The following is a 24,597-nucleotide window of genomic DNA, read 5'->3' on the forward strand; positions in this document are numbered from 1 at the left end:
GCAACCCCTTCGGGATGGAGAAGCAATATGTCTGATTTGTCGCGTCGGCAAGTGCTGCGATTCGGCGCGGCCGGCGCCGGCGCCGCGATGTTGCCGTTCCAGTGGACGGCGGCCGCGCGAGCCGCGTCAGTGGCGCCCGCGCAGGTGGCCGCCGCGAACGATCTGGCGCTGTGGTACGACGAGAGCGCCGGGACCGACTGGTTGCGCGCGCTGCCGATCGGCAACGGGCGCCTGGGCGCCATGGTGTTCGGCAACGTCGACGTCGAACGGTTGCAGCTGAACGAGGACACCGTCTGGGCCGGCGGGCCGTACGACCAGAGCAACACGCGCGGCGCGGGGGCGCTGGGGCAGATCCGGCAGCTGGTCTTCCAGAACCAGTGGAGCCAGGCCCAGACCCTGATCGACCAGAACATGCTGGGCAGCCCGGCGGGCCAGCTGGCCTACCAGACCGTCGGCAACCTGCGGCTCACCTTCAGCGGCGGCTCCAGCGGCGTCTCGGGGTACAACCGGCTGCTGGACCTGACCACGGCCACCACGGCGACGACGTACGCGCAGAACGGCATCAACTACCGGCGTGAGACGTTCGCCAGCGCGCCCGACCAGGTCATCGCCATCCGCCTGACCTCCGACCGGGCCGGCTCGATCACCTTCTCCGCGACGTTCGACAGCCCGCAGCGGACGACACGCAGCAGTCCCGACGGCACGACGGTGGGCCTCGACGGCATCTCGGGCGACTTCGAGGGCAAGAGCGGCTCGGTGCGGTTCCTGGCGCTGGCCAGGGCGGTCGCCGACGGCGGCACCGTCACCAGCTCCGGCGGCACGCTGCAGGTGCGCGGCGCCAACAGCGTGACGTTGCTGATCTCCATCGGCTCCAGCTACGTCAACTACCAGAACGTCGGCGGCGACTACCAGGGCATCGCCCGCAACTACCTGAGCGCCGCCGTGGCCAGGACCTACGACGACCTGCGCTCGCGGCACGTGGCCGATTACCAGCGGCTGTTCGGGCGCACGACGCTCGATCTGGGCCGCACCTCCGCGGCCGACCAGCCGACCGACGTGCGCATCGCGCAGCACAACAGCACCAACGACCCGCAGTTCTCGGTGCTGCTGTTCCAGTACGGCCGCTACCTGCTGATCAGCTCCTCGCGTCCCGGCTCGCAGCCGGCCAACCTGCAGGGCATCTGGAACGACTCGCTGACCCCGCAGTGGGACTCGAAGTACACCATCAACGCCAACCTGCCGATGAACTACTGGCCGACCGACACCACCAACCTGTCGGAGTGCTACGAGCCGGTGTTCAAGATGATCAGCGAGCTCGCGGTCACCGGCGCCCGCACCGCCCGGGTGCAGTACAACGCCGGCGGCTGGGTGACCCACCACAACACCGACGCCTGGCGCGCCTCGTCGGTCGTCGACGGCGCGTTGTGGGGCATGTGGCAGACCGGTGGCGCGTGGCTGTCCAGCCTGATCTGGGACCACTACCAGTTCACCGGCGACGTCGGATTCCTGCAGCAGTACTACCCCGCGATGAAGGGCGCCGCGCAGTTCTTCCTCGACACCCTGGTGAGCGAACCGAGCCTCGGATACCTGGTCACCAACCCCTCCAACTCCCCGGAACTGCCGCACCACTCGGGCGTCAGCGTGTGCGCGGGCCCGACGATGGACAACCAGATCCTGCGCGATCTGTTCAACGGCTGCGCCCAGGCCAGCCAGGTGCTCGGCACCGACGCCGACTTCCGCACGCGGGTCCTGGCGGCGCGTGACCGGCTCGCGCCGATGAAGGTCGGCTCGCGCGGCAACATCCAGGAGTGGCTGTACGACTGGGTGGAGACCGAGCAGAACCACCGGCACATCTCCCACCTGTACGGTCTGCACCCCAGCAACCAGATCACCAAGCGCGGCACCCCCTCGCTGTACACCGCGGCGCGGCGGACGCTGGAGCTGCGCGGCGACGACGGCACCGGCTGGTCGCTCGCCTGGAAGATCAACTACTGGGCGCGCATGGAGGAGGGCAACCGGGCGCAGACGCTCATCCGTCTCCTGGTCACGACGGCGCGGCTCGCGCCGAACATGTTCGACCTGCACCCGCCGTTCCAGATCGACGGCAACTTCGGCGCCACCTCCGGCATCGCCGAGATGCTGCTGCAGAGCCACACCGGCGAGCTGAACGTGCTGCCGGCACTGCCGTCCGCCTGGCCGGCAGGGAAGGTTCAGGGCCTGCGAGGGCGCGGCGGCTACACCGTGGACGCGACGTGGGCCTCCGGCGCGGCCACCGAGATCCTCGTCAAGTTCGACCGCGACGGCACGGTCAACGTGCGCAACCGGATCTTCACCGGCACCTACCAGGTGGTCGACACCGCGACCGGCGGCGCCCTCACCGTCACCAAGCCCGAGACCGACGTCGTCAGGTTCACCGGCCAGGCCGGGCACACCTACAAGCTCACGGGCACCGGCACGACGACGCCGCCGCCCTCCACCTACGTGCGGGTCTCCAACGCCGCCACCGGGCTGGTGCTGGACGGCGCCGGCAACGTCGCTTCCGGGTCGAACCTGAAGCAGTGGGCCTGGAACGGCGGCAACAACCAGCAGTTCCAGCTCGTCGACCTCGGCAGCGGCTGGTACCGCATCGTCAACCGCACCAACGGCCTGGTCATCGACAGCCAGGGCAACGGGTCCAACGGCGCCATCGCCAAGCAGGCATCGTCGAACGGCAACAACAACCAGCAGTGGCGGCTCAACGACACCGGCAGCGGCCGCTACCAGATCATCAACCGCGCCACCGGCACGGCCCTGGACGGCATGGGCTACACCGGCGCCGGCTCCGACGTCGGCATGTGGACGCCGAACGGCAACGGCAACAACCTGTGGACCATCACGAACCTGTGACGGTCGCGGGCCCGCCGCACCTCTGAGCGGCACCACGCGCTGCGCCGCGACCGGCCACCGGTCGCGGCGCAGCGCCTCAACTGGTGGCGCCCCAGGTGAGCGACAGGCCGGTGGCGGCGCGTTCGGCGCGGATCTCCATCATGCTGCCCAGGATGGTGGCATGGTCCGACACCACGGGCGTGGCGTCGAGCGTGTAGGTGATCCGGTGGCTGACGAGCACCGGGCTGCCCTGCGGCTCGTCGAGATGGCGGGCGGCGGCGGCGTCGAGCAGACCGGGCCGCACCACCTCCGACGCCCGGGCGACCGTCACTCCCGCGTCGGCGAGGGCGGTGTAGAGGGAGACGACGGTGAAGTCGCGGTCGCGGATGCGGCCGGCCGCCGGCCGCCGGACCCAGGACACCTGGTGCACGGCGGGACGGCCCGCGAACTCGCGGACCCGTTCCAGCCGCAGGGCGGTGTCGCCGGGACGCAGCCGCAGCTCCGCGGCGATGCGGGCCGGAGCCCGGCGCACCGCCCGCCCGGCCACCGCGGTGCGCACGTCATGGCCCTGTTTGCGCAGGTCGTCGACCAGGCTGCGGAGCGAGTCGAGCTGGTAGGCCGTGTGCGGCGGGGCGACGAACGTGCCTCTGCCGGGCTGCTGCACGATCAGCCTCTCGTCGCTGAGCTCCCGCAACGCCTGGCGCAGCGTCATCAGGGTCACCCCGTAGGAGGCACTCAGCTCCCGTTGCGGCGGCAGGGCCTCACCGGGGGCGTAGTGTCCCGACCGGATCTTCGCGGCGAGGTCGGCGGCGATGGCGCGGTATCTCGCCTCGTGCCCGGCGTCGGGGGTCATCGTGGTCGGTCACACTCCTGGTCGAGGGCTCGCCGCAGGGTCGCGAGGAAGGCCCGCAGGTCGTCCGGCCCGGCGCCGTCGAGCACCCGCTGCATGACCGCGGCGCCGACCACCACGCCGTCGGCGTGCCGGCGGGCTTCGCGTGCCTGGTCCGGGGTGGAGATGCCGAATCCTAGCAAGACCGGCCGGTCGGTGAGGTCCCTGATCCGCTCGGTGAGCTCCGCCGCCGAGGCGGCGAGGGCGGCCCGCTCACCGGTGGTGCCCATCACCGACACCGCGTAGACGAATCCGCGGCTGCGGCGCGCGATCTCGGCCAGCCGCGGCCGCGGCGTCGCGGGCGACGCCAGCAGCACCGGCTCGATCCCGTTGGCGGCGGCCGCGCCGGTGAGCTCGTCCGCCTCGTGCACCGGCAGGTCGGGCACGATCAGGCCGCCGACGCCGGCCCGGCGCAGCGCCGCGCAGAACGCCTCGGGGCCGTCGTGCAGCACCAGGTTGTAGTAGGTGCTGGCGACCAGCGGCACGCCCGGATCACCGGCCTCGGCGAGGCCGGCGAGGATCCGGCGCACGTTCGCTCCCCGGCGCAGTGCCGCGTCACCGGCCTGCTGGATGGTGGCGCCGTCCAGCGTGGGGTCGGAGAACGGCAGGCCGACCTCGATGGCGTCCGCGCCGGCGGCGGCGAACGCCCGCAGATAGTCCGTCCAGCCGGCCGTGATCCCTCCGGTGATGTACGGCATGAGCAGGCCGCGGCCGGTGTCCCGGCGGGCGCGCAGGTGGCGTTCGACCGCGCCCGCGGCCAGGGTGGTGGGGTCGGTCACAGCAGCTCCTTCAGGATCGTCAGGTCCTTGTCGCCCCGGCCGGACAACGTCATCAGCACCGTCGATCCCGCCGGCAGGTCGCCGCCCGCCGCGCGGATCACCCAGGCGAGGGCGTGCGCCGATTCGAGCGCCGGGACGATGCCTTCGGTGCGCGCCAGCCGTACCGCCGCGCCGACCGCCTCCTCGTCGGTCACCGTGACGTAGCGGGCCCGGCCCAGGTCGCGCAGGTGGGCGTGCTCCGGGCCGACTCCCGGATAGTCGAGCCCGGCGGCGATGGAGTGCGGTTCGGTGATCTGCCCGTCGTCGTCCTGCAGGAACAGCGAGCGGCAGCCGTGCAGGACGCCGAGCCGGCCGCGGGCCGCCCCGGCGCCGCCCTCCGCCTCGACGCCGACCAGGCGCGCCGGGGTGTCGGCGAATCCGGCGAACGTGCCGGCCGCGTTGGAACCGCCGCCCACGCACGCGACCACGTGGTCCGGGACGCCGGTCCGCAGCTCGGCGGCGCACTGTTGCCGGGCCTCGTCGCCGATGATCCGCTGGAACTCCCTGACCATCCACGGGTACGGATCCGGCCCGACGACCGAGCCGATGCAGTAGTGCGCGTCGCCGGTCGCGCCCACCCAGTGCCGCATGGCCTCGCTGGTCGCGTCCTTGAGGGTGCGGCCGCCCGTGGTCACCGGGACCACCTCGGCGCCCAGGATGCGCATCCGGAACACGTTCAGCGCCTGCCGCTCGATGTCGCGCTCGCCCATGAACACCGTGGCCTCAAGCCCGAGCAGCGCGGCGGCGGTCGCGGTGGCCACCCCGTGCTGGCCCGCTCCCGTCTCGGCGATCAGCCTGCGCCGTCCCATCCGAGTGGCCAGCAGGGCCTGGCCGAGCACATTGTTGATCTTGTGGGACCCGGTGTGGGTGAGATCCTCGCGCTTGAGGTAGAGCCGTACGCCCAGCGCCTGCGACAACCGGCGGGCCGGTGTGAGCGGGGTGGGCCGCCCGGCGTGCACGGCGAGCAGCCGCGCCAGGGCGCCGCGGAAGCCCGGATCGGCCCATGCCTCCCGGAACGCCTCCTCCACCTCCCGGCACGCCTCGACCAGGGACTCCGGCGCGTACCGTCCGCCGTACCCGCCGAACCGTCCTCTCGCCCGGGGCTCGCCCATCGTCCCGTCCGGTGGGACCGGTTCCCGCCATGGCGACACCTCTCGCATGCCATGCTCCGATCGTTCTATAACTCTTGAGTGAGTTCTATAACAGTCAGTGTGGCATGGGAGGCGTGGAGGCGCCACCGCCGATGTCCGGTCCCAAGACGCCCGGCGGGCGGATGGGCCCTCGCTGTGAAACCCCTGGTGGTACACGATCAAAGGGCGAGGTCCGGACCGCCTGACGCGGCATGGCACTCGGTCATAATTGGCTGAGATCGCTAGGGAGGAGCGCCGTGACCGACACCCCGCGCGAGGGCGGATACCGGCCGGGCTACGAGGTGGCGGCCGAGCAGGTGCTGGAGCTCATCGCCCGGCTGGGCCTGCGCCCGGGCGACCGCATGCCGACCGAGAACGACCTGGCGCAGCGGCTGGGCACCAGCCGCACCGTCGTCCGCGAGGCGGTGAAGATCCTCTCCGCGCTCGGCCGGGTACGCGCCCAGAAGGGTCGCGGCCTGTACGTGGCCGACGACGAGGGAATGCTCGGCGCCGGGCGGCTGGCATCGCTGTTCCTCCCGACCGACCTCGACCACGTCTACATGCTGTTCGAGTTCCGGCGGGCGCAGGAGATGGAGACCAGCCGGCTGGCCGCCCACCGCGCCACCCCGGCGGAGCTGCGGGCCATCGAGGAGGCGGCCGAGGTGTGCCGCCACGGGTTCGAGACCGGACGCGTGGATGTGTTCAACGAGGGCGACGACGCCTTCCACGCCGCCATCGCCACCTCCTCGCACAATGTGTTCCTGCAGATCGCGGTGGGGGAGGCCCGCCGGCTCCAGGCCCAGTCCGCCATCATCGGGCTGCGCGGCTCCGTGGGCGGGCACGCGGCCAAGGCCGTCGAGGAACACGGCGCCATCTACCGGGCCATCCGCGCCGGCGATCCCGAAGCGGCGGCCCGCGCCGCGGCGGCCCACATCGACAACACGCTGGAGGACTACCGCAGGGAGATCCAGCAGCTGCTGTTCTCCTCGGCCGACGGTCACCACCCGGCCGCCCGCACCAGCGGTCCGGCTCCGCAGTGACTCCGGCCCGTCGTGGCGGTGGTCGCCACGACGGGCCGCTCGTGTCAGGTCAGGTGCGGGTCCACTTCTGGTTGGTACCGCCGTTGCAGGTCCACAGGATCACCGTGGTGCCGTTGGCGGTGCCGGCGGCGTTGGCGTCCAGGCACAGCCCGGACTGGACGTTGGTCACGCTGCCGTCGGCGTTGAGGTTCCACTGCTGGCTGGTCTGCCCGTTGCAGTCGCCGATGACCGCCCGGGTTCCGGCCGAGGTCCCGCCGTTCTCGGCGCTCAGGCACTTGGTGCCGTACACCTGGAGCTGCTTGGCGGAGGTGAGGGGCCACTGCTGGTTGGCGCCGCCGTTGCAGTCCCACAGCGCCACCTGGGTGCCGTTGGTCTGCGACTGGTTCGGCACGTCGATGCAACGGCCGGAGGCCTGTCCGCGCAGCAGGTTGCCGTTTCCGGTGCCGCCGCCCTGGCCCGGGGTGATCGTGAGGTTGTCGAACTGGGCGGTCTCGGTGGTGCTGGTGCCGATGCCGACCTGGCCCGCGCCCCAGGTGCCGTCGGTGACCGAGCCCACCTGGGCGCCGTCGATGCCGGCGGTGATGGTGCCGCCCGAGAAGCCGAGCGTCAGGGTGTGCCAGCGGCCGGTGCCGAGGGAGGCGACGGTCCCGCTGCGCAGCGTGGTCATCTGGTTGTCGATGTTGTTGCGCAGGATCTGCCAGGCGCCGCCGTCGGTGACGCGCAGGTAGTAGGCGTTCAACCCCTCGGGGCCGAAGGAGTGCTGGCCGCCGGCCCTGCCGATCACCTCGGCGTAGCCGCTCTGCTCGAGCAGCACGTCGGTGGAGACGGTGTAGTTGGCCCAGCCGAGATCGCCCAGCAGGGCGTAGGGGTGGGAGCCGCCGGTCCACAGGATCGGCTGGCGGGGGGCCATCTGGCGCACGCACTTCCCGGTGCGCCCGCCGCCGCAGCCGGTGACCTCGAAGGAGCCCTGCATGTCCTGCAGGTACTTCGCCTCACGGCCGGTGGCGTAGGAGTCGAAGGTGTCGGAGTAGGGCAGGGCCAGCGAGCCGCGGGCGGGGCTGGTGGCGGTGCCCTTGCCCTGGCCCGTCGTGGTGGTGATCGTGTACACGTAACCGGGCTGCACGGTCAGCGAGAACGCGCCGCCCGAGGGCGTGAGGTCGGTGGTGTGGACGAAGTGGTCGGAGGCGTTGCCGGAGTTGAGGTTGGTCGCCCACACGTGCACCTGGCCGGTGGACAGGCCTCCGGTGACGGTGAAGTTCAGCGTCTGGGCGGCGGTGGCGTCCATGGTCTCGATGATCGTGCTGTAGTCGGAGTTGTTGGCCGACTTCAGCGAGACGTAGCTGCCGTTGTTGCGGTTGCCGCCGATGTAGCCGGTGGAGGAGTCGAGGTACTTCCACCCCGGCGTGGTGAACTGCGTGGTCTGCGCCATCACCCAGGCGTTCTTGCCGATCGCGTAGTAACCCGACCACGGCTGGGGAGCCACCGCCACGCCCATCGTGGAGAAGGGCAGGTTCGGCGGGATCGCGGCGATGACCGGCCAGTTGATGTAGGCGGTCATCTTCCCGTCGATGTAGTCCCGGTTGATGCCCCGCGCCAGCGCCTTGGCGCCGTCGTTGTAGTCATCGGAGCCGTTCTCGCTGGCCCACAGCACCTTGCCGGAGTTGATGGCGGTGGTGGAGCTGGGGCAGTTCTGCTGGGCGCCGCGGTAGCCGCACACGTAGTGGCCGCCGAACACGTCGACGGCGTTGCGGAAGGCGGTGTTATTGGCCGCGTCGTTGGCCACGTCGAAGCCCCAGTCATCCGAGGCGATGATCTTGACGTTGCCGAATCCCCGGGAGTCCAGTGCGCTGTTCAGGTTGACGTACCAGTTGAGGTCGCGGCCCTTCTCGTTCCAGCCGCCGAGGTAGTCGATGGTCAGCCCGTGGCTGTTCTTGGCGCAGCCGAGCCAGTCGACCAGGTAGTTGATGGTGTCCTGGGACCAGAAGTTGCCGTTGCCGAGCCAGCCGGGCGCGCCCCAGGAGAGGCCGACCAGCTTGATGTTGGGGTTGCGGGCCTTGGCCTGCTCCATCAGCCACCACTCGTAGCCGCGGTTGCAGTCCAGGTCGGCGGAGGTGTGCCGGTGGCTCGGCTCCGCGCCGTCGGTGGAGTTGGTGTCCCCGCCGATCTCGACCTTCAGGATCTGCATCGCCGCGCCGTACCCGGGCTTGAACAGGTAGTCCAGGATCTGGCCTCGCTGCGGCTCGGGGTAGTCGATGAGCAGGCGGCTGTTGCCGCCGCCGCCGCTGATGGCGCCGACGCCGTCGAAGGTGCGGCCGCCGGAACCACCGTTGATCGTGATTCCGACCGCCGCCTGGGCGGCCGAGGCGCCTATCAGGGACATCATCGCGATGGTCAGCAGCGCGACCAGGGCTCTAGCGGCGACGCGCACCGTGCTTTCTCTTCGCCGGCTCATGGGGGTCCTTTCGGTGAGGGGCGAGATCGATGTGATGAGACGCCGGCCGGAGGCCGGCGTGGTCAGGGGTGACCGCGGCCTCGGGCACCGGCCGCGGGAGATGCCCGGCGGTGCGTGCCGCCGGCAGCTACCCGGCGCCCCGCGGCAGCGCGCACGCGCGTCATCGCGGGGTCGGCCGCGCCGGTCCCACCCGGTCGTACCGCGGTGATCGGCGTCCTGCGGGATGCGAGCGGTGGCAGAGCGGCGAGGGCGGCACCGGACCTCCGAGGCATTGTTAGCGCTAACAATCAGCGACGCGTCTTATGGACTCGACGTGACGGCTTGTCGGGCGAAGAAGACCGCTCGGCGCGGTCGACGTTCCCACGTCTCCGCGCCTGCCCCGAGAGATCCCCTCGGGCGGTATAGGTACTAATTACCGGCCTAAGGCTAAGGTCCGTCAAGCCGTAAGTTTCAGACTCAGCACATCGGGCTCCGCGTGCCGTGCGCCCTCTCCGGGCCCCGGCGTCGCGGTCGCACCCACCGAAACCCGTCCCCCGTGCGCTGCCTCGTGTGAAGTGCCGGACGCCATATGCCCTGCTCACCATCGGCAATGCCGGCCGGGGGCGCCTTCGGGTACGCGGGCGGTCGCCGCGGGGGCGCGTCGCGGCGGCCGCAAGGGACCGCCCCGGCGGTGCCGGACGGCCGAAATGTAAGTTTCACACTCACCGCTCGGTGACCACGCCGGCGAACTCGGCCGCGAAGCCGGCGGGCCACGGCCATGTCGGCGGCCATGTCGGCGGAGACGCCGCCGGAGCCTTCCCGTCACACCGCCGCATCCGGCCGCTCGGCTCGCCGGGACGGCATCGCCGTCCCGGTATATGTCGGCAGTATTGACGTGAGACGTCATACGAGTTACGTTTTCGCGCGGATAGTGATCAACGGCACATTCGTCACATATGCGGCGGGCGCACCAATGAACCACACCGTTCGACGCGGGCCGCCGTACAGCATCCCTGTGCCGAACGAAAGGAGCACACGTGCGTTCGTCACTCGTGTCGCACAGGCGAACATCGGTCGCGGCATCCGCCGCCCTGCTGATCACGATGGGATCACTCATCGCACCGGTCGCCGCGCAGGCCGAGGCGGCCAGGACGGGCCACACGATCGTGGTCGCCCCCGCCGGAGCCGCGAACGCCGACGACAAGGGTCCGGGCAGTGCCGGCCGGCCGTTGGCGACCCTTGCGGAAGCACAGAGACGGGCGCGCGAGGCGGCGGCCGAGGGGAAGCGCGACGTCACCGTCGAACTCCTCGACGGCACCTACCGGCTGACCTCGCCGCTGCGGTTCGACGCCGCCGACTCCGGCCGCGCCGGGCACACCGTGACCTGGAAGGCCGCGCGTGGAGCCAAGCCCGTACTGAGCGGCGCCAAGCCCGTCACCGGATGGGAACCCGACGATGCCGCCACGGGCGTCTACAAGGCCCAGGTCGGCAGCGGATTCGACAGCCGGCAGCTCTACGTCGACGGCGTTCTCGCACAGCGGGCGCGGACCAAGATCGCGCGCAGCGACATCACACTCAACGCGACCGGTTTCACCGTCAACAACCCCGCCCTGGGCTACCTGGCCACGCTGCCCGACCAGAAGCGCGTCGAACTCCAGGCGATGCTGTCCTTCACCAACCGGTTCGCGCCTGTACAGAGCATCTCGGGTTCCACGGTCGTCATGCAGCAGCCCGCGTGGGACAACAACACCTACGGCTACGACACCATCCAGTCGCCGCTCCGCACGCCGACGTTCTTCCTGCTGAACTCCAAGAGGTTCCTCGACGAGCCCGGCGAGTGGTACCTGGACACCACCGCCGGGACTCTGTACTACAAGCCGCTCCCCGGACAGGATCTCTCGCGTGCGCGCGTGGAGCTGCCGCGGCTGGAGTCGCTGCTCCAGGTGGGCGGCACCTACGACCAGCCGGCACGCGACCTGCGGTTCGCGGGCCTGACCTTCACCGGCACCACGTGGCTGCACCCGAGTTCGCCCGACGGGTACGCCAACCAGCAGACCGGCGTGTTCATCTCCGGTGTCCAGCCCGACCGTCCGGCCGACGCCTTCACCTCCTGCGGGTTCGGCTGCAAGGGATTCGAGGGCTCGCGCAACGGCTGGGCGCAGTCGTCCGCGGCGGTGCAGGTGTCGGCGGCCGAAGGCGTCCGGTTCACCGGTGACACCTTCGTGAACCTCGGTTCGCTCGCGCTCGGCATCGGCAACGACGCCAACGCCCACGCCTCCGGCGTCGGGCTGGGCGCGCACGACATCGCGGTCGAGGGCAGCACGTTCACCGCGAGCGCCGGCGGTGGCATCATGGTCGGCGGCGTACGGCCCGACGCCCACCACCCGTCCGACCCCCGCATGGTCAACAGCGACATCCGGCTCAGCGACAACCGCGTCTACGCGACCGCCCGCGAGTACCTGGACCAGGACGCGATCTTCGCCAGCTATGTCACGCGTCTGACCATCGAGCACAACTACGTCTCCGACATGCCCTACACCGGCATCGGGCTCGGTTACGGCTGGGGCGCCAACGACGCCGGGGGCAGCCCCGAGTACCTCAACCGCGGCCTCTACGACTTCCAGCCGGTCTACGACACGCCGACGACCTCCAGCGACGTCCGCGTCGTGGGCAACCACGTGCGCAACGTCGTCCAGACGATGTTCGACGCCGGCTGCATCTACACGCTCTCGGCGATGCCGCGCAGCACCATCGACGAGAACTTCTGTGAGAACAGCGGGCAGCTCGGGCTGTACTTCGACGAGGGTTCGCGGTACCTGAGCGCGAGCCACAACGTGTTCGTCAACACCGCCGCGCAGTGGGCGCACGCCAACAACCAGAACGGCAACCACACCGGCGACTTCACGCTCGTCGGCAACTACACGACCAACCCGGCCATCACCGGCATCGTCAACGGCAGCCGCGGGAACGTCGCCCGCGACAACGTCACCATCTCCGCCGGCAACCCGCCGATCGAGGCCGGCCGGGTGATCTACAACGCCGGCCCCAGGGGTCCGTACCGCGGGTCCCCGGACCCGCAGCGACCTCCGCTCGGCGCCTATCTCACGGTCGACCCGGCCAATGTGAGCGCCGGCGAGACCGCCACGCTCACCGCCACGGTGGCGAACGTGAGTGAGGGCCGCGCCGACAAGCTGAGCGCCTCGGTCACCGTCCCCGAGGGCTGGCGGGCCGAACCCGCCGGCGGTCCGGTGAAGCCCGGGCTCGCCCCCGGAGCCTCGGTCACCATGTCCTGGAAGATCACGGCGCCGGCGTCGTTCGCGGCGCCGGTCAGCCGCGCGCCGGTCGCGGTGTCGGTGAGGTTCCGGGCCGGCAAGACCGACTACGAGCTGAAGCGGTCGGCGACGGTGACCGCGCTCAACCCGCTGATCTCCCTCAAGGGGCACGGCTCGGTGCCGAGCCGGTTCGCCGAGGCCGCGGGCGCCTACGCCATCCTGACCTCCGGGACCGACATCTGGCAGGACGGCGGCGGCTCCTTCGACGAGTACGGCGCCCTCTACCAGGACGACGCGGTCGCGGGAACCACCACCGTGACCGCGCGGGTCACCCAGATGGACAACACCAACGCCTGGGCCAAGGCCGGTGTGGTGATCCGCAACGACCTCACCGCCGCCGCGTCGTCGCCCGGATACGCCGCCCTGGTCGTCACCCCTGGCAACGGGGTCGCCTTCCAGTGGGACGCCAACGGCAACGGGTACCTCGACTCCTTCGCCGGAGCCTCGGGGGTCAAGGCGCCGGCCTGGGTCCGTCTCGTCCGCGCCGCCGACGGGGTCAGCGGCTACCACTCCACCAACGGCACCGACTGGACCAAGGTGGGGCCGACCGTCACCCTGCCCGGCATCGCCGAGACGCAGGACGCCGGACTGATCGCCACCTCGCACGCCGCCGGCGTGACGGGGCAGTTCGGCTTCAGTGACTTCAGCGTGACCCGGTAGGGACGACGCGGTGGGGGTGCGCCGCCACAGCGGCGCACCCGCACCGTCGTCAGGGTGCCGCCGTCCTCACGGGCTGGTGCAGGTGAGGGTCGGTGTCGACGGGCTGCCGCCGCCGGTGAAGCCGAACGTCGTCGAGGCGGACGCCCCGAGCGAGCCGTTGTAGGAGGCGTTCTTCACCGTCACGGCGGAACCGCTGGTGCTCAGCGTGCCGCTCCAGAGCTGGGTGATGCTCTGCCCGCTCGCCAGGGTCCACTTGACGGTCCAGCCGTTGATCGCCGAACTGCCGGCCGTCACCGTGACCTCGCCCTGGAAGCCGCCCGACCAGGAGTTGGTGGTGCGGTAGACCGCGCTGCAGGCGCCGCCGGGGGTCGGCGTGGGCGTGGGCGTCGGGGTGGGAGTGGGGGTCGGCGTGGGGGTGGGGGTCGGCGTGGGGGTGGGCGTGGGCGTCGGGGTCGGCGTGGGGGTGGGCGTGGGCGTCGGAGTGGGGCTCGGGCCGCCGGAGCCGGTGAACTGCCACCAGTTCACGTTGAACAGGGTGCCGCTGCCGCCGGTGTACCTGAAGTACAGGTCGTGGGTTCCCGTCGCGCCGTTGACCGAGCAGGAGACGGTCGTCCACGCCTGCCAGCCGCCGGTGCCCGGGACGGAGCACGTCCCCACCAGCGTGCCGCTGGTGCCGTCCAGGCGCAGCTCGATCTTGCCGCCGCTGGCGCCCGAGGCGACCCTGGCGTTGAAGGTGGTCGCGCCGCTGCCGAAGGCCACGCCCTTGACCTTGACGTAGTCGCCGTTCTCGATCCAGCCGACGTTCATGCCGCCCTCACTGGCGGCCTCGGTCTCCACGCCGGACTCCCAGGCGATCGTCTCGGCCTCCTGCCGGACGTAGGGGTCGAGCGTGCCCACCTGGGGAGCGCCGGTCGTGGTCATGTTGATCGTGGGAATGGTGCCGTCGGATCGGTAGCTGAACTTCTCCACGGCGACCGAACGGGTGTAACCGCCGCCTCCCGGCAGCGCGCCATTGTGGTAGAAGAAGTACGAACCGCCCTTGTAGTCGATGACGCCGGGGTGGTTGGTGAAGCTGCCGCCCTGCGTCGGCATGATGGTTCCCCGGTAGGTCCACGGGCCGGTCGGGCTGGTGGCCGTGGAGTAGGCGATGAACTCCGAGCAGCACTTGGCCGCGAACACGATGTAGTACAGGCCGTCGCGCTTGTAGACCCACGGCCCCTCTTCGAACAGGGTCGGCCGGTTGGCGTCCCCACTGCGGCTGCCGAAGCCGGCGGTGGTGAGCTGGATCTGCGACACGCCGCCCGAGTAGGAGATCATGTCGGTGTTCAGCTTCACGTACGACAGGTGCGGGTTGCCCCAGTACAGGTAGGCCTGACCGTTGTCATCGATGAACACCGTGGGGTCGATCTCACCGTTCTCCACCAGCGGGCGGCCGATGGCGTCCTTGAACGGCCCGGTGGGACTGTCGGAGACCGCCACCCCGATGGCCATCCGGCCGGTCGACCGGTTGGTCGTCGGGACGTACCAGTAGAACTTGCCGTTGCGGTAGATCGTCTGGCCGGCCCACGCGTCCGACTTCGCCCAGCTGAAGGTGGCCACGCTGAGCGGCGAACCATGGTCGGTCCAGTTGACCATGTCGGTGGTCGACCACACCCGCCAGTCCTTCATGGTGAAGTACGTCGAGCCGTCCTCGTCGTGCCCGGTGTACAGGTACAGCCGGCCGTTGTACTCCAGCGGAGCCGGGTCCGCGGTGTAGACGGTCTGGACGATGGGGTTGTCCGCCCAGGCCGCGGCGGCCGGGAGCAAGGTCATCATGCACAGCAGGGCCGCGAGCCAGGCGGCTGCGCGCCTGAACCCCGCTCTGGCGGGCTGTGGAATCGCTGGTCTCACGTTCACTCCTGAGGTGGTGAATTTCTCCCTCTGCGCCCCGTCGTCCCGGGGAGCGGCCCTCTGGCGGGCGCCGGGCCCCGCACGTCTCCGAAGACGGGACCCGATGCCTGTTAGCGCTAACATCGGTGCATCGTGGTGCTCGTGCTCACGTGAGACGCCGGTGGCCCGCCTCGTCCGGCGATCACGATCGGCCCGGCGCCTGTTACCGCTAACACCAACCGCGTCGAGGCCGGGGTCGTGATTGGTGGTGTGCGGCGGAGCAAATACGACGCGGCCCGGCCCCGTCAAGGCGGTCCCGGGCCGCCGGGCGCTCCGCGCCCGCGTCTACCTGCGCCAAGCCGGCTTACCCACCCGGCCTCGGCCGTGAATATTTCAGCGGTCCCGTCCGGGGCGCGAGCCGCCCCGGAAAGGACCGCACCGGACGGGGCCGGAGGATGTCAGGCGCGGGCCCAGCGCTGGTTGGCGCCGCCGTTGCAGTCGTAGATGACGATCTTGGTGCCGTTGGCCGTGGCGTTGTCGGCCGCGGTCAGGCACTTGTTCGCGCCGACGGCGGTGATGGTGCCGTCGGAGTTGAACCGCCACTTCTGGTTGTTCTGCCCGTTGCAGTCCCAGATGATCACGCTGGTGCCGTTGGCCGTGCCCGCGCCGTTCACGTCCAGGCACTTGTTGCCGTAGACCCGCAGCTCACTGGCGCTCGTGGAGCTCCACTGCTGGTTGGTCTGGCCGTTGCAGTCCCAGATGATGACGCCGGTGCCGTTCGCGGTGCCGGCGTTGTTGACGTCCAGGCACCGTCCCGACGCCGTGCCCTTGATCGAGCCGCCCGCCGGCAGGGTGGGCGTGGGGGTCGGGCTGGGCGGGGTGCCGCCGCCGGACACGATGTACATGGCGGCTCCGTGGGCGGGCACCGAGGCGCTGATCGTCCCTGCGGAGGAGCCGGTGGTGTGCGCCCACAGGTCGCGCACCGAGTAGGAGGATCCGGAGCCGAGCCCGAGGGCGGTGGCGGTGGTGGAGACGGTCGCGGTGCTGGTGCCGCGGTTGAGCAGGACGGTCGCGACCGAGCCGTTGGACATGGGCTTGCGCCACACCTCCAGGTTCCCGTTGTCGCTGATCTTGGTGCCCTGCCTGCCGCCCCAGTCCTGGTTCACCGCGATGACCTCGGTGTTGGTCAGGGTCGTGCGGGTATCGGAGCTCATCGAGCGGATGTCGTTGCCGGCGATGAGCGGGGCGTTCAGCAGCGCCCACAGGCTGAAGTGCGCCCGGCCCTCGGTGGCGGTCAGCGAGCCGACGCCGACCTCCAGCATGTCGGGGTCGTTCCAGCCGCCGGGCCCCGAGTAGGCGTCCAGCCCGACCTGCTGGTCCAGCAGACCGGTGATGGAGTTCCAGTTGGCCTGGATGTCACCGGTGGTCCGCCAGGAGTTGCCCGTCGCCATTCCCCAGGTCCAGACGCTCTCCTGGCCCCAGTTGCACAGGCTGTACAGGATGGAGCGGCCGGTGGCGGCCAGCGCGTCACGCATGGCGGTGTAGCGCTGCTGGCCGTTCTTGCCCTGGTGGTCGCCGCAGTTGTCGTACTTCAGGTAGTCGATGCCCCACGAGGCCCATAGGTTGGCGTCGCGGCGCTCGTTGCCCAGGGCGGCCGGATACCCCGCGCACGTCGTCGTGCCGGCCGAGGAGTAGATGCCGAGCTTCAGCCCCTTGCCGTGCACGTAGTCGGCCAGGGCCTTGATGCCGCTGGGGAACTTCTGCGGATCGGCCACCAGGTCGCCGCTTCCGTTACGGCTCTTGGTCGACCAGCAGTCGTCGATGTTGACGTACTGGTAGCCCGCCGCCGCCATGCCGCTGGACACCATGATGTCGGCGGTCTGCCGGATGAGCGTCTCGTTGACGTTGCAGCCGAAGCTGTTCCAGTCGTTCCATCCCATCTGGGGGGTACGGGCCAGCCCGTTCTCCAGCGCGGCGACCGGCGACGTCGCGCCGCCGACCGCGACCAGGGACCCGGCGGCCAGTGACGCCGCCAGCGCCCATTTCAGAATCCTGCGCATCTGATTCCTCCGTGATAAGCCGATGATCGTGGTCGTTGCCGTTCGTGTCCCAGAGGCCCGCGCGATGGAGCGGCCGCCGTCACCACGGCCGGCGGGACGGCGCCCATGCGCGGCGGCCGGTCGCGGCGAGGGTGGCGGACGGGATGTTAGCGGTAACATGCACTGGACGGGGCCGGCCCCTCGCTCGTGGACAGGTGATGCGGCGGAGCCAATACGATGTGCTGAGCTGCGTCAAGCGCCGGCCCGGGTGATCGCCGGCACCGCGCGGGACTCCGGCCGCTCCTTGCTGGGCCGGATCACATCATCCGCGAGCGCCTTGTGCTGAAAGTTTCATCGTGATGCCGCACCGATGCGCCACTTGTTTGAGCTCGGGGGACGCGGAGGGGATCGCCGGAGCGCCCCACCCCCTGTGGCAGGTGTTATCGCTTGCGCCACGAGGTGAAGGGAACCCTTGCAAACATAATACGTATGGTCTTATATTTCGACCCGATGAACAGCTCGTCAACATGACCGTCCAGACAGGGACACTCCTATGGTCGATAGCACAAAGGCGGGACGTACGCGCCGATGGATGGGCATCGCCGGTGCCGGGTCCATCGCCATCGCACTGACGGTGGCCGGCTGCAGCGGCGGCGGCGGCGCCTCCTCCGGGTCCAACGGGGCTCCGAAGGCCGCGCAAGATGACAAGGCCCCCATCACGGTGTGGGTGGACGCCGACCGGTCGAAGGCGGTGGACGCCTTCAAGAAGGCCAACCCCGACGCCAAGCTGAACGTGGTCACCTATGACGGCTCGGCGAACGGCTCCAACTCCTTCCGGACCAAGATCCAGCTGTTCGACCAGGCGGGCAGCGGCTGGCCGGACGTGGTCTTCTCGTCGCAGAACAACGACGCGGCGTGGGCGAGCCAGAAGACCAACGGCAAGCAGGCGTACGCGGCCGTGCTCAGTGACGGGCTGGTTCCGCAGAGCACGCTCGACAACTTCACCAAGGGCTCGCTGAACCCATGCACCGTCGAGGGGAAGGTCTACTGCCTCCGCAACGACCTCGCGCAGGTGGTGCTCTGGTACAACAAGAGCCTGTTCGACAAGTTCGGCTACTCCGTCCCCACGACGTGGGAGGAGTACCAGGCGATCGGTGAGAAGGTCGCCCAGGAGCACGCCGGCTACATCGTCGGGACCGTCGGAGACGCCTTCGCCCCAGAGATCTACATGTGGAGCGGCAAGTGCCAGGCGAACGGCGTCACCGGTCCCAAGGAGGTGACGGTCAGCACCGGCACCAATGAGTGCAAGCGGGTCGCCGCGATGCTCGACACGCTGGTCAAGAACGGCACCACCCCCAACATCAGCGTCTTCACCCCCGAGTTCGTGAAGAAGTACGCCGACAAGGTGCTCATGATGCCGGGCCCGGCCTGGTACGCGGGCGCCATCTTCAACAACCCGCAGTCCCTCAACGTCCCGAAGGGTCAGCTCGGCGTCGCCGCACCGCTGGCGTGGAAGGGCGAGGAGGCCGCGACCGGCAACGTCGGCGGCGGCACCTGGTTCGTCAGCAGCCACTCCAAGAACCTCAAGGCGGCCGAGAAGTTCGTCGAGTTCGTCACGACGGCGGACGACTACCAGGTGAACCTCGCTCCCGGCTTCCCGGCCTACGCCCCGGCCGCGGACAAGTGGATCAAGAAGCAGGAGTCGAGCGGCTACTACGCCGGCGACCTGCAGGCGCTGGTCAAGGCCGGCTCGGAGATCTGGACCGGATGGGGTTCGGGGATCTTCAGCCAGGAGGCGATCTGGGCCAAGACGGTCACTCCCGCGATCGCCGGCGGCAAGAGCCTGGTCGACCTGCTTCCCGAATGGGAGACCGCCATCAAGAACCAAGCCCAGGTCAATGGTTACACGGTCAAGTGAGATGACGACGGCGGGCGAAGCCGCCCCGCCGGTGGTGAACGCGCACAGGCGGCCGGTCGGCCGCGGTGACGGCGCGGAACGCAGCGCGATGAGCTACGCCTTCATCGCCCTGTACGCGATCCTCGCGGTCGCGTTCGGGATCCTCCCCGCGTTCTACGCCCTCTACCTCGCGTTCACCACCGGCGACGGCGGCTTCGCCGGCGTTGACAACTTCGTCAAGGTCGTCGGCGACTTCCGTTTCCTGCCGGCCGTCACGCACGTCGCGCTCTACCTGGTCATCTGGCTGGTCGCCCTGGTGGTGCTGGTCTCGTTCCTGGCCATCGTCGTGCACGCGGTGCGCGTGCGGTGGATGAGCCGGACGCTGCGCTTCATCTTCTACCTGCCGGGCGCCCTGGCGGGCGCCTCCAGCGTGCTGCTGTGGCTGTTCGTGCTCGACCCGACCGCGAGCCCGGTATCCGGGCTGCTCCACCTGCTGGGCTTCTCGAGCTTCGTGCAGACCATCGTGCCCGGCAACCTGCCTCCGGTCTTCGCCATCATCGCCTTCTGGACCGGCGCCGGCGGCTGGATCGTCATCATGTACGGCGCGCTGAACAACATCAGCCACGACGTGATCGAGGCGGCGCGCATCGACGGCGCGACCACCGTGCAGATCGCCTGGCGCGTCCAGCTGCCGCTGCTGCGCAAGTGGATCTCCTACATGGGCATCATGTCGCTCGCCGCCGGCACGCAGCTGTTCGTCGAGCCGCAGTTGCTCTCGCAGGCCAGCAACGCGGTGGTGCCCAACGACTACTCGCTCAACCAGCTCGCCTACCAGTACGCCTTCCAGCAGAACGACTTCAACGGAGCGGCGGCCATCTCGCTGCTGCTGCTGGTCATCGCCCTCGCGCTGTCGGCCGTCTTCGTGACGCGCGGCGGCCTGTTCGAGAGGGGCTGAGCCCATGACGACAGTGGACGCCGGCCGCCACGCCAAGAGCCGCAGCGGCCTCGGCGGGTGGAGCGGCCGCACGATCGTCGCGGTCGTGGTCGTGGTCTTCGTGCTCTTCTTCGCCATCCCGATCGTCTGGCTGCTGCTGGCGACGACGAAGTCGGCGCGCGGGCTCATCATCGACAGTCCGTTCCTGCCCGGAAGCCTCGGCGAATTCGCCGCCAACTGGGACCAGCTGTTCGGCTTCCAGGACGGCGCGGTGACCGCCTGGGTGGGCAACTCGGCGCTGTACGCGCTCGGCGCGCTGGTCATCACGCTCATCGCCAGCATCCCGGCGGGCTACGCGATGGCCCTGACGGAGTTCCGCTTCCGGCGGCTGCTGCTGGTGCTGACGCTGATCGTGATGCTGATCCCGAACACCGCGCTGGTGCTGCCCATCTTCCTGGAGCTGAACGTGGTGGGGCTGATCGGCAGCCCGCTCTCGGTCATCCTGCCGATGTCGTTCTTCCCGTTCGGCGTCTATCTCACCTACATCTACTTCTCGACGAGCGTTCCGCGCGACCTGCTCGCGGCGGCCCGCCTCGACGGGTGCAGCGAGCTCCAGGTGTTCACGCGGGTCGCGCTGCCGCTGGCCGCGCCGATCATCGCGCTCGTCGCGTTCTTCAGCTTCGTGCAGAGCTGGAACAACTTCTTCCTGCCCTTCGTGATGCTGCCCTCGAGCGAGGGGTACCCGATCCAGGTCGGGCTGACCTCCCTGCTCGCCTCGACCCCGGCGTTCAACCCCAGCTCCGCCGGGGCCCAGTCCGTGCAGTTGCCGACGCTCGCGCTCGCGACCGTCATCTCGGTGCTGCCCGTGCTGATCGTCTTTCTCTTCGCGCAGCGCTTCCTTGTCGCCGGCATGACGGCGGGCGGCACCAAGGAGTGAGCCGAAACCCTGCCAAAGGAGCAATGTGAAGGTCACCGGCTATCGCAGCCTGACAACAGAGCACGACTGGGGACGCCTGATCGGCGACGCCAACGGGGTCATGCCCGAGCCGCGTACCGAGGTGCACGTGCTGATCCTCGAGACCGACAGCGGTCTCGAGGGGGTCGGACTCGGTGCGCACGGCGACATCGACCGCGTCTTCGGCGCCGTCGAGGGCGAGGACCCCCGGGCCGTCTCGGCGCTTTACGACCGGATGCTGGCCCGGGTGTTCAAGACCGGCCACTCGGGCGCGACGTTCGGCGCCATCGGCGCGATCGACATGGCCCTGTGGGACCTCAAGGCGAAGGCGGCCGGCGAGCCGCTCTGGCGCACCCTCGGCGGCCTGGACCGGTTCGTCCCCGGCTACGCCTCCGGGCTGGACATCGCCCTCGACGACGACGCCCTGGTACGCCTGTACGAGCGCTTCGCCGACCGCGGGTTCAGCGCCGGCAAGCTCAAGGGCGGCCGCAATCTGGCGCACGACCTGCGCCGGCTGGAGGCGCTGCGGGACGTCCTCGGGCGCAATTCAGCGCATCCCGCCCTGATGTTCGACGCCAACGAGTCGTGGAACCGTTCGCAGGCGGTCCGGTTCGTCACGGCGCTGGAGCGCACGGTCGACCTCACCTGGATCGAGGAGCCGGTGCGGCGCTGGGACGCGGCCGGGCTGGCCTCGGTCCGGCGGGGCATCCGCGCCGCCGTCGCGACCGGCGAGAACCTCACCGGCCTCGAGCAGTACCGGCCGCTGCTGGACGCCGACGCCGTCGACATCGTCCAGGTGGGCAACGTGTGGGGCATCACGCACTTCCTGCGCGTGGCCGCCGTGGCCCACAGCCTCGACCTGCCGGTGAGCCCGGTGGCCTACCACGGCAACCCCCTGGCGCACGCCGCCGTGGCGGTGCCCAACCACCTGACCTTCGAGGTCCAGGACCTCTCCTCGCCGGTCGGTCTCACGATCGACCAGGAGTTCGCGGACGGCGGGATCGTCCTCGGCGACGAGCCGGGCATCGGCATCCGGGTGGACGAGGAGCACATCAACGCCGTGCGCGCCGCCAACCCGCCGGCCGCCACCACCGGGCCGCATGTCCGTCCCAACCGGGCGGGTCTGCGCATCGTCCCCGACTCGCGTCAGGACGAGCCCATCGGCGCCCCCGCGGTGGAACGGGTGGGGTCGTGAGCGCCGGGCGCCGCGTCGAGCGTCACGCCCTGGTCGTCGGGGTCCGGCCGGAGCGCCGCGAGGAGTACCTGGAACTGCATCGCGACGTCTGGCCACAGGTGGAGCAGACCCTGCGCGAGGCGAACGTGACCAACTACTCCATCTTCATCGTCGGCGACACCCTGTTCGCCTACTACGAGTACGTCGGCGAGGATCACGCCGCCGACATGGCCCGCATCGCCGAGGACCCCGTGACACGCGAGTGGTGGACCCACACCGATCCGTGCCAGGTGCGCATCGTCGAGGAGCGCGATCCCGGCGCCCTGTGGCAGCCGCTCGACGAGATCTGGCATCTGCCGTGAGCGGTTCCCTCGACGCGCACGTCCATCTCTGGAACCGGCGGACCGACCCCCAGCCGTGGATCGACCCGGCGACGATGGCGGCGATCGACCGGGACTTCGCGCCCGGCGATCTGGAGCGGATGCTCGATTCGACGGGCATTCAGGCCGCCGTCGTCGTGCAATCGAGCAACAGCGCCGCCGAGACGCGGCGGCTGCTGGCCCACCCGAGCCCGCGCATCGCCGGGGTGGTGGGCTGGATCGACCTCACGGGCGATGTCGCCGCGCAGGTGGACGCGCTGGACCCCGCCGCGCGCGCGAGGCTGGTCGGGATCCGCCACCTGGTGCACATCGACCCCGACCCCGGCTGGCTGTCACGGCCCGAGGTGGCGACGGGGTTGAAGGGGCTGGCCGCGCGCGGCCTCGGCTTCGATCTGGTCGTGCGGTCGTGGCAACTGCCGTCGGCCGCGGCCGTCGTGTCCGCGCACCCTGAGGTCCGCTTCGTCGTCGACCACCTCGGCGGGATCGCCGAGACCGGCGACACCGCCGGCTGGGAGGCCGGCCTGCGCGAACTCGCCGCCCGGCCGAACGCCTACGCGAAGATCTCCGGGCTGGCCGGGATGCCGCGCGACGGCGACCGGGCGGGGCTGCGCCGCGTGGTCGGCGTGGCGCTGGAGGCCTTCGGCCCGCAGCGGCTGATGTACGGGTCCGACTGGCCCCTCGCCGAGCTCGGGGCCGGTGCCGTCGCCTGGCGGGGCGCCGTGGAGGAACTGATCGGCCAGTTGGCCGTGCCGGAAAGACAGGCGATCTGGTCGGGCACCGCGTCGGCGTTCTACCGGATCGGCGCCTGACGGCGGGGCGCGAATCGGCTGGACCGGGGGCCGCCGGGGCGTGCCCGTGATCGGCCCCGGCGGACCGCCGCTTCACTGACCTCGCCGACCTCGTGCGCGGCGGTGTGGCGTCCCAGGCGGGGCGTCAGGTGACCGGGACGGCCGTGACCGGAGTCACCGCTGCACGCGCACGGGTGCGCCCGGTGCTATCGCTGCACGCACAAGTGCGCCCGGTGCTATCGCTGCAGGCGGACGGGTGCGCTTCTACCGGTGCGGCGGACCAGCCACGCCTCGGTGATGTGCGTGAACATCGCCTCGGCGGCGCCCGCCGGGTCCCTGGCCGCGATGCGCTCGTAGACGCGCCGGTGGCCCTGGTTGGAGGCCACGCACAACGCGGGCTCGGTGCGGCCCATGTAGCGGGCGGTGTTGATGGCCTGCTTCTCCAGGGAGCGGACCACACCCCGGGCGATGCGGTTGCCGGATCTCTGCATGATCGTGTCGTGGAAGGCGCGGTCGTGGTCGGCGTAGGTGAGCGGATCCTCCACCAGTTCGTCCATGCGGTCGACCAGAGCGCGCAGCCGCTCGACGGTCTCCTCGTCCGCCAGGCGCGCGGCGACGTTCGCCATGTCGGACTCCAGCAGGCGCCGGGTGACGACGAGGTCGTCGAGGATGGCCAGGGACTCGTCTTCGGCGATGGTCACCCCGAGGACGAGCTCGTCGAGCATGTCCCAGTTCGTCGGCGGAGTGACGAGGGTGCCGAAGCCCTGACGGACCTGCACCAGGCCCTTCTCCTGGAGGATCTTCACCGCTTCGCGGATGACGGTCCTGCTGACCGAGAAGGTCTCGCACAGGTCGGCCTCGCGGGGCAGCGCCACGCCGGGAGGGTGCACTCCGCGTACGATGCGTTCCACCAGCTCGGCGGTGACCGCCTTGGCGAGATTGGCCGGTCGTCGCGCCCACGCCGGGGGAGTGGTAGCACTCACCTCTGCATGCTGTGATGCCGTCATGTCCCCTCCGGATGGCGCGCCGCAGACGGCGTCACGACTTGACCCCCACTGTACTCCACCGTAAAGACATTACACATCATACGGGTGATGTTTGGCGAGCCCCCCTGTCCGATGTCGCTCTGGTCAGAGCCTCGGCCGTGATCGCCGCCGGTGCGCCGTGACGAAGAGCCCGGCAGGCGGTGGTCGCGCGCGTCGGAGCGGAGGCGGCCGGGCCGCCTCCATGAAGCTTTCATGCCCCCGCGGGTCCGCATCCCTGCGGAGCGGTGAACGGGCCCGGCGGCTTGGCCTGCGCGTCTACCGGGCGTGCCGCCGAAGCCTGGTCCCCGCCTCCGCTCTCGCGCGGCGGACGCGGCCGCGGACACCCTATTGACGGCTTACGTCATACGAAT

16 protein-coding genes are annotated in these 24,597 nt (G+C 70.3%); 9 read left to right on the forward strand and 7 right to left on the reverse strand.

The window, feature by feature from the left end; all coding sequences use genetic code 11:
* The first annotated feature begins 51 nt into the window (after positions 1-51).
* Positions 52-2,886 (forward strand): glycosyl hydrolase family 95 catalytic domain-containing protein, encoded by a 2,835-nt coding sequence (locus tag ACFQSB_RS24410; RefSeq protein ID WP_380829314.1) that lies wholly within the window; start codon positions 52-54, stop codon positions 2,884-2,886.
* A gap of 76 nt (positions 2,887-2,962) precedes the next feature.
* On the opposite strand, the gene ACFQSB_RS24415 is transcribed toward ACFQSB_RS24410, so the two are convergent.
* From ACFQSB_RS24415 to trpB, 3 genes are read right to left on the reverse strand one after another with little or no spacing between them, the layout of a single operon-like run.
* The gene (locus tag ACFQSB_RS24415; RefSeq protein ID WP_380829315.1) at positions 2,963-3,718 is read right to left on the reverse strand and encodes a GntR family transcriptional regulator; all 756 of its coding nucleotides are present in this window, start codon (positions 3,716-3,718) and stop codon (positions 2,963-2,965) included.
* The gene (gene trpA / locus ACFQSB_RS24420; protein WP_380829316.1) at positions 3,715-4,533 is read right to left on the reverse strand and encodes a tryptophan synthase subunit alpha; all 819 of its coding nucleotides are present in this window, start codon (positions 4,531-4,533) and stop codon (positions 3,715-3,717) included. Before trpA ends, ACFQSB_RS24415 begins: the two co-directional genes overlap by 4 nt.
* The gene (trpB, locus tag ACFQSB_RS24425; protein ID WP_380829317.1) at positions 4,530-5,684 is read right to left on the reverse strand and encodes a tryptophan synthase subunit beta; all 1,155 of its coding nucleotides are present in this window, start codon (positions 5,682-5,684) and stop codon (positions 4,530-4,532) included. The genes trpA and trpB overlap by 4 nt, the downstream gene beginning before the upstream one ends.
* Before the next feature lie 275 nt (positions 5,685-5,959).
* Between trpB and ACFQSB_RS24430 the strand changes: the two genes are divergently transcribed.
* The gene (locus ACFQSB_RS24430; RefSeq protein ID WP_354926802.1) at positions 5,960-6,742 is read left to right on the forward strand and encodes a FadR/GntR family transcriptional regulator; all 783 of its coding nucleotides are present in this window, start codon (positions 5,960-5,962) and stop codon (positions 6,740-6,742) included.
* A gap of 49 nt (positions 6,743-6,791) precedes the next feature.
* On the opposite strand, the gene ACFQSB_RS24435 is transcribed toward ACFQSB_RS24430, so the two are convergent.
* Entirely contained in the window at positions 6,792-9,194 is a 2,403-nt protein-coding gene (locus tag ACFQSB_RS24435; RefSeq protein WP_380829318.1) for a ricin-type beta-trefoil lectin domain protein, read from the reverse strand.
* A gap of 1,016 nt (positions 9,195-10,210) precedes the next feature.
* On the opposite strand from ACFQSB_RS24435, the gene ACFQSB_RS24440 reads away from it, so the two are divergent.
* Positions 10,211-13,165 (forward strand): NEW3 domain-containing protein, encoded by a 2,955-nt coding sequence (locus ACFQSB_RS24440; protein ID WP_380829319.1) that lies wholly within the window; start codon positions 10,211-10,213, stop codon positions 13,163-13,165.
* 66 nt (positions 13,166-13,231) lie between these two features.
* Here the strand turns inward: ACFQSB_RS24440 and ACFQSB_RS24445 are convergent, their stop codons facing one another.
* Positions 13,232-15,055 carry a family 43 glycosylhydrolase gene (locus ACFQSB_RS24445; RefSeq protein ID WP_380829320.1) on the reverse strand — a complete coding sequence of 608 codons (1,824 nt, stop codon included), beginning with the start codon at positions 15,053-15,055 and terminating at the stop codon, positions 13,232-13,234.
* A gap of 437 nt (positions 15,056-15,492) precedes the next feature.
* Positions 15,493-17,094 (reverse strand): ricin-type beta-trefoil lectin domain protein, encoded by a 1,602-nt coding sequence (locus ACFQSB_RS24450; RefSeq protein ID WP_380829321.1) that lies wholly within the window; start codon positions 17,092-17,094, stop codon positions 15,493-15,495.
* A gap of 532 nt (positions 17,095-17,626) precedes the next feature.
* Between ACFQSB_RS24450 and ACFQSB_RS24455 the strand changes: the two genes are divergently transcribed.
* From ACFQSB_RS24455 to ACFQSB_RS24480, 6 genes are read left to right on the forward strand one after another with little or no spacing between them, the layout of a single operon-like run.
* Positions 17,627-18,991 carry an ABC transporter substrate-binding protein gene (locus ACFQSB_RS24455; RefSeq protein ID WP_380829322.1) on the forward strand — a complete coding sequence of 455 codons (1,365 nt, stop codon included), beginning with the start codon at positions 17,627-17,629 and terminating at the stop codon, positions 18,989-18,991.
* A gap of 1 nt (position 18,992) precedes the next feature.
* Positions 18,993-19,925, forward strand: a complete 933-nt coding sequence (locus ACFQSB_RS24460) for a carbohydrate ABC transporter permease (RefSeq protein WP_380829323.1) — start codon at positions 18,993-18,995, stop codon at positions 19,923-19,925.
* A gap of 4 nt (positions 19,926-19,929) precedes the next feature.
* Positions 19,930-20,841, forward strand: a complete 912-nt coding sequence (locus ACFQSB_RS24465; protein WP_354835867.1) for a carbohydrate ABC transporter permease — start codon at positions 19,930-19,932, stop codon at positions 20,839-20,841.
* Between the two features lie 25 nt (positions 20,842-20,866).
* Positions 20,867-22,054, forward strand: coding sequence for a mandelate racemase/muconate lactonizing enzyme family protein (locus ACFQSB_RS24470; RefSeq protein WP_354835865.1), 1,188 nt, complete (start codon positions 20,867-20,869; stop codon positions 22,052-22,054).
* Entirely contained in the window at positions 22,051-22,395 is a 345-nt protein-coding gene (locus ACFQSB_RS24475; RefSeq protein ID WP_354835863.1) for an L-rhamnose mutarotase, read from the forward strand. Before ACFQSB_RS24470 ends, ACFQSB_RS24475 begins: the two co-directional genes overlap by 4 nt.
* Positions 22,392-23,222, forward strand: a complete 831-nt coding sequence (locus tag ACFQSB_RS24480; RefSeq protein WP_380829324.1) for an amidohydrolase family protein — start codon at positions 22,392-22,394, stop codon at positions 23,220-23,222. The genes ACFQSB_RS24475 and ACFQSB_RS24480 overlap by 4 nt, the downstream gene beginning before the upstream one ends.
* 215 nt (positions 23,223-23,437) lie before the next feature.
* Here ACFQSB_RS24480 and ACFQSB_RS24485 read toward each other — a convergent pair whose 3' ends face one another.
* Complete coding sequence (locus ACFQSB_RS24485; RefSeq protein ID WP_354926784.1) at positions 23,438-24,184, reverse strand: FadR/GntR family transcriptional regulator; 747 nt, start codon at positions 24,182-24,184, stop codon at positions 23,438-23,440.
* Positions 24,185-24,597: the final 413 nt, after the last annotated feature.

The sequence above is a fragment of the Sphaerisporangium rhizosphaerae genome, assembly GCF_042665155.1.
GTDB lineage: Bacteria > Actinomycetota > Actinomycetes > Streptosporangiales > Streptosporangiaceae > Sphaerisporangium > Sphaerisporangium rhizosphaerae.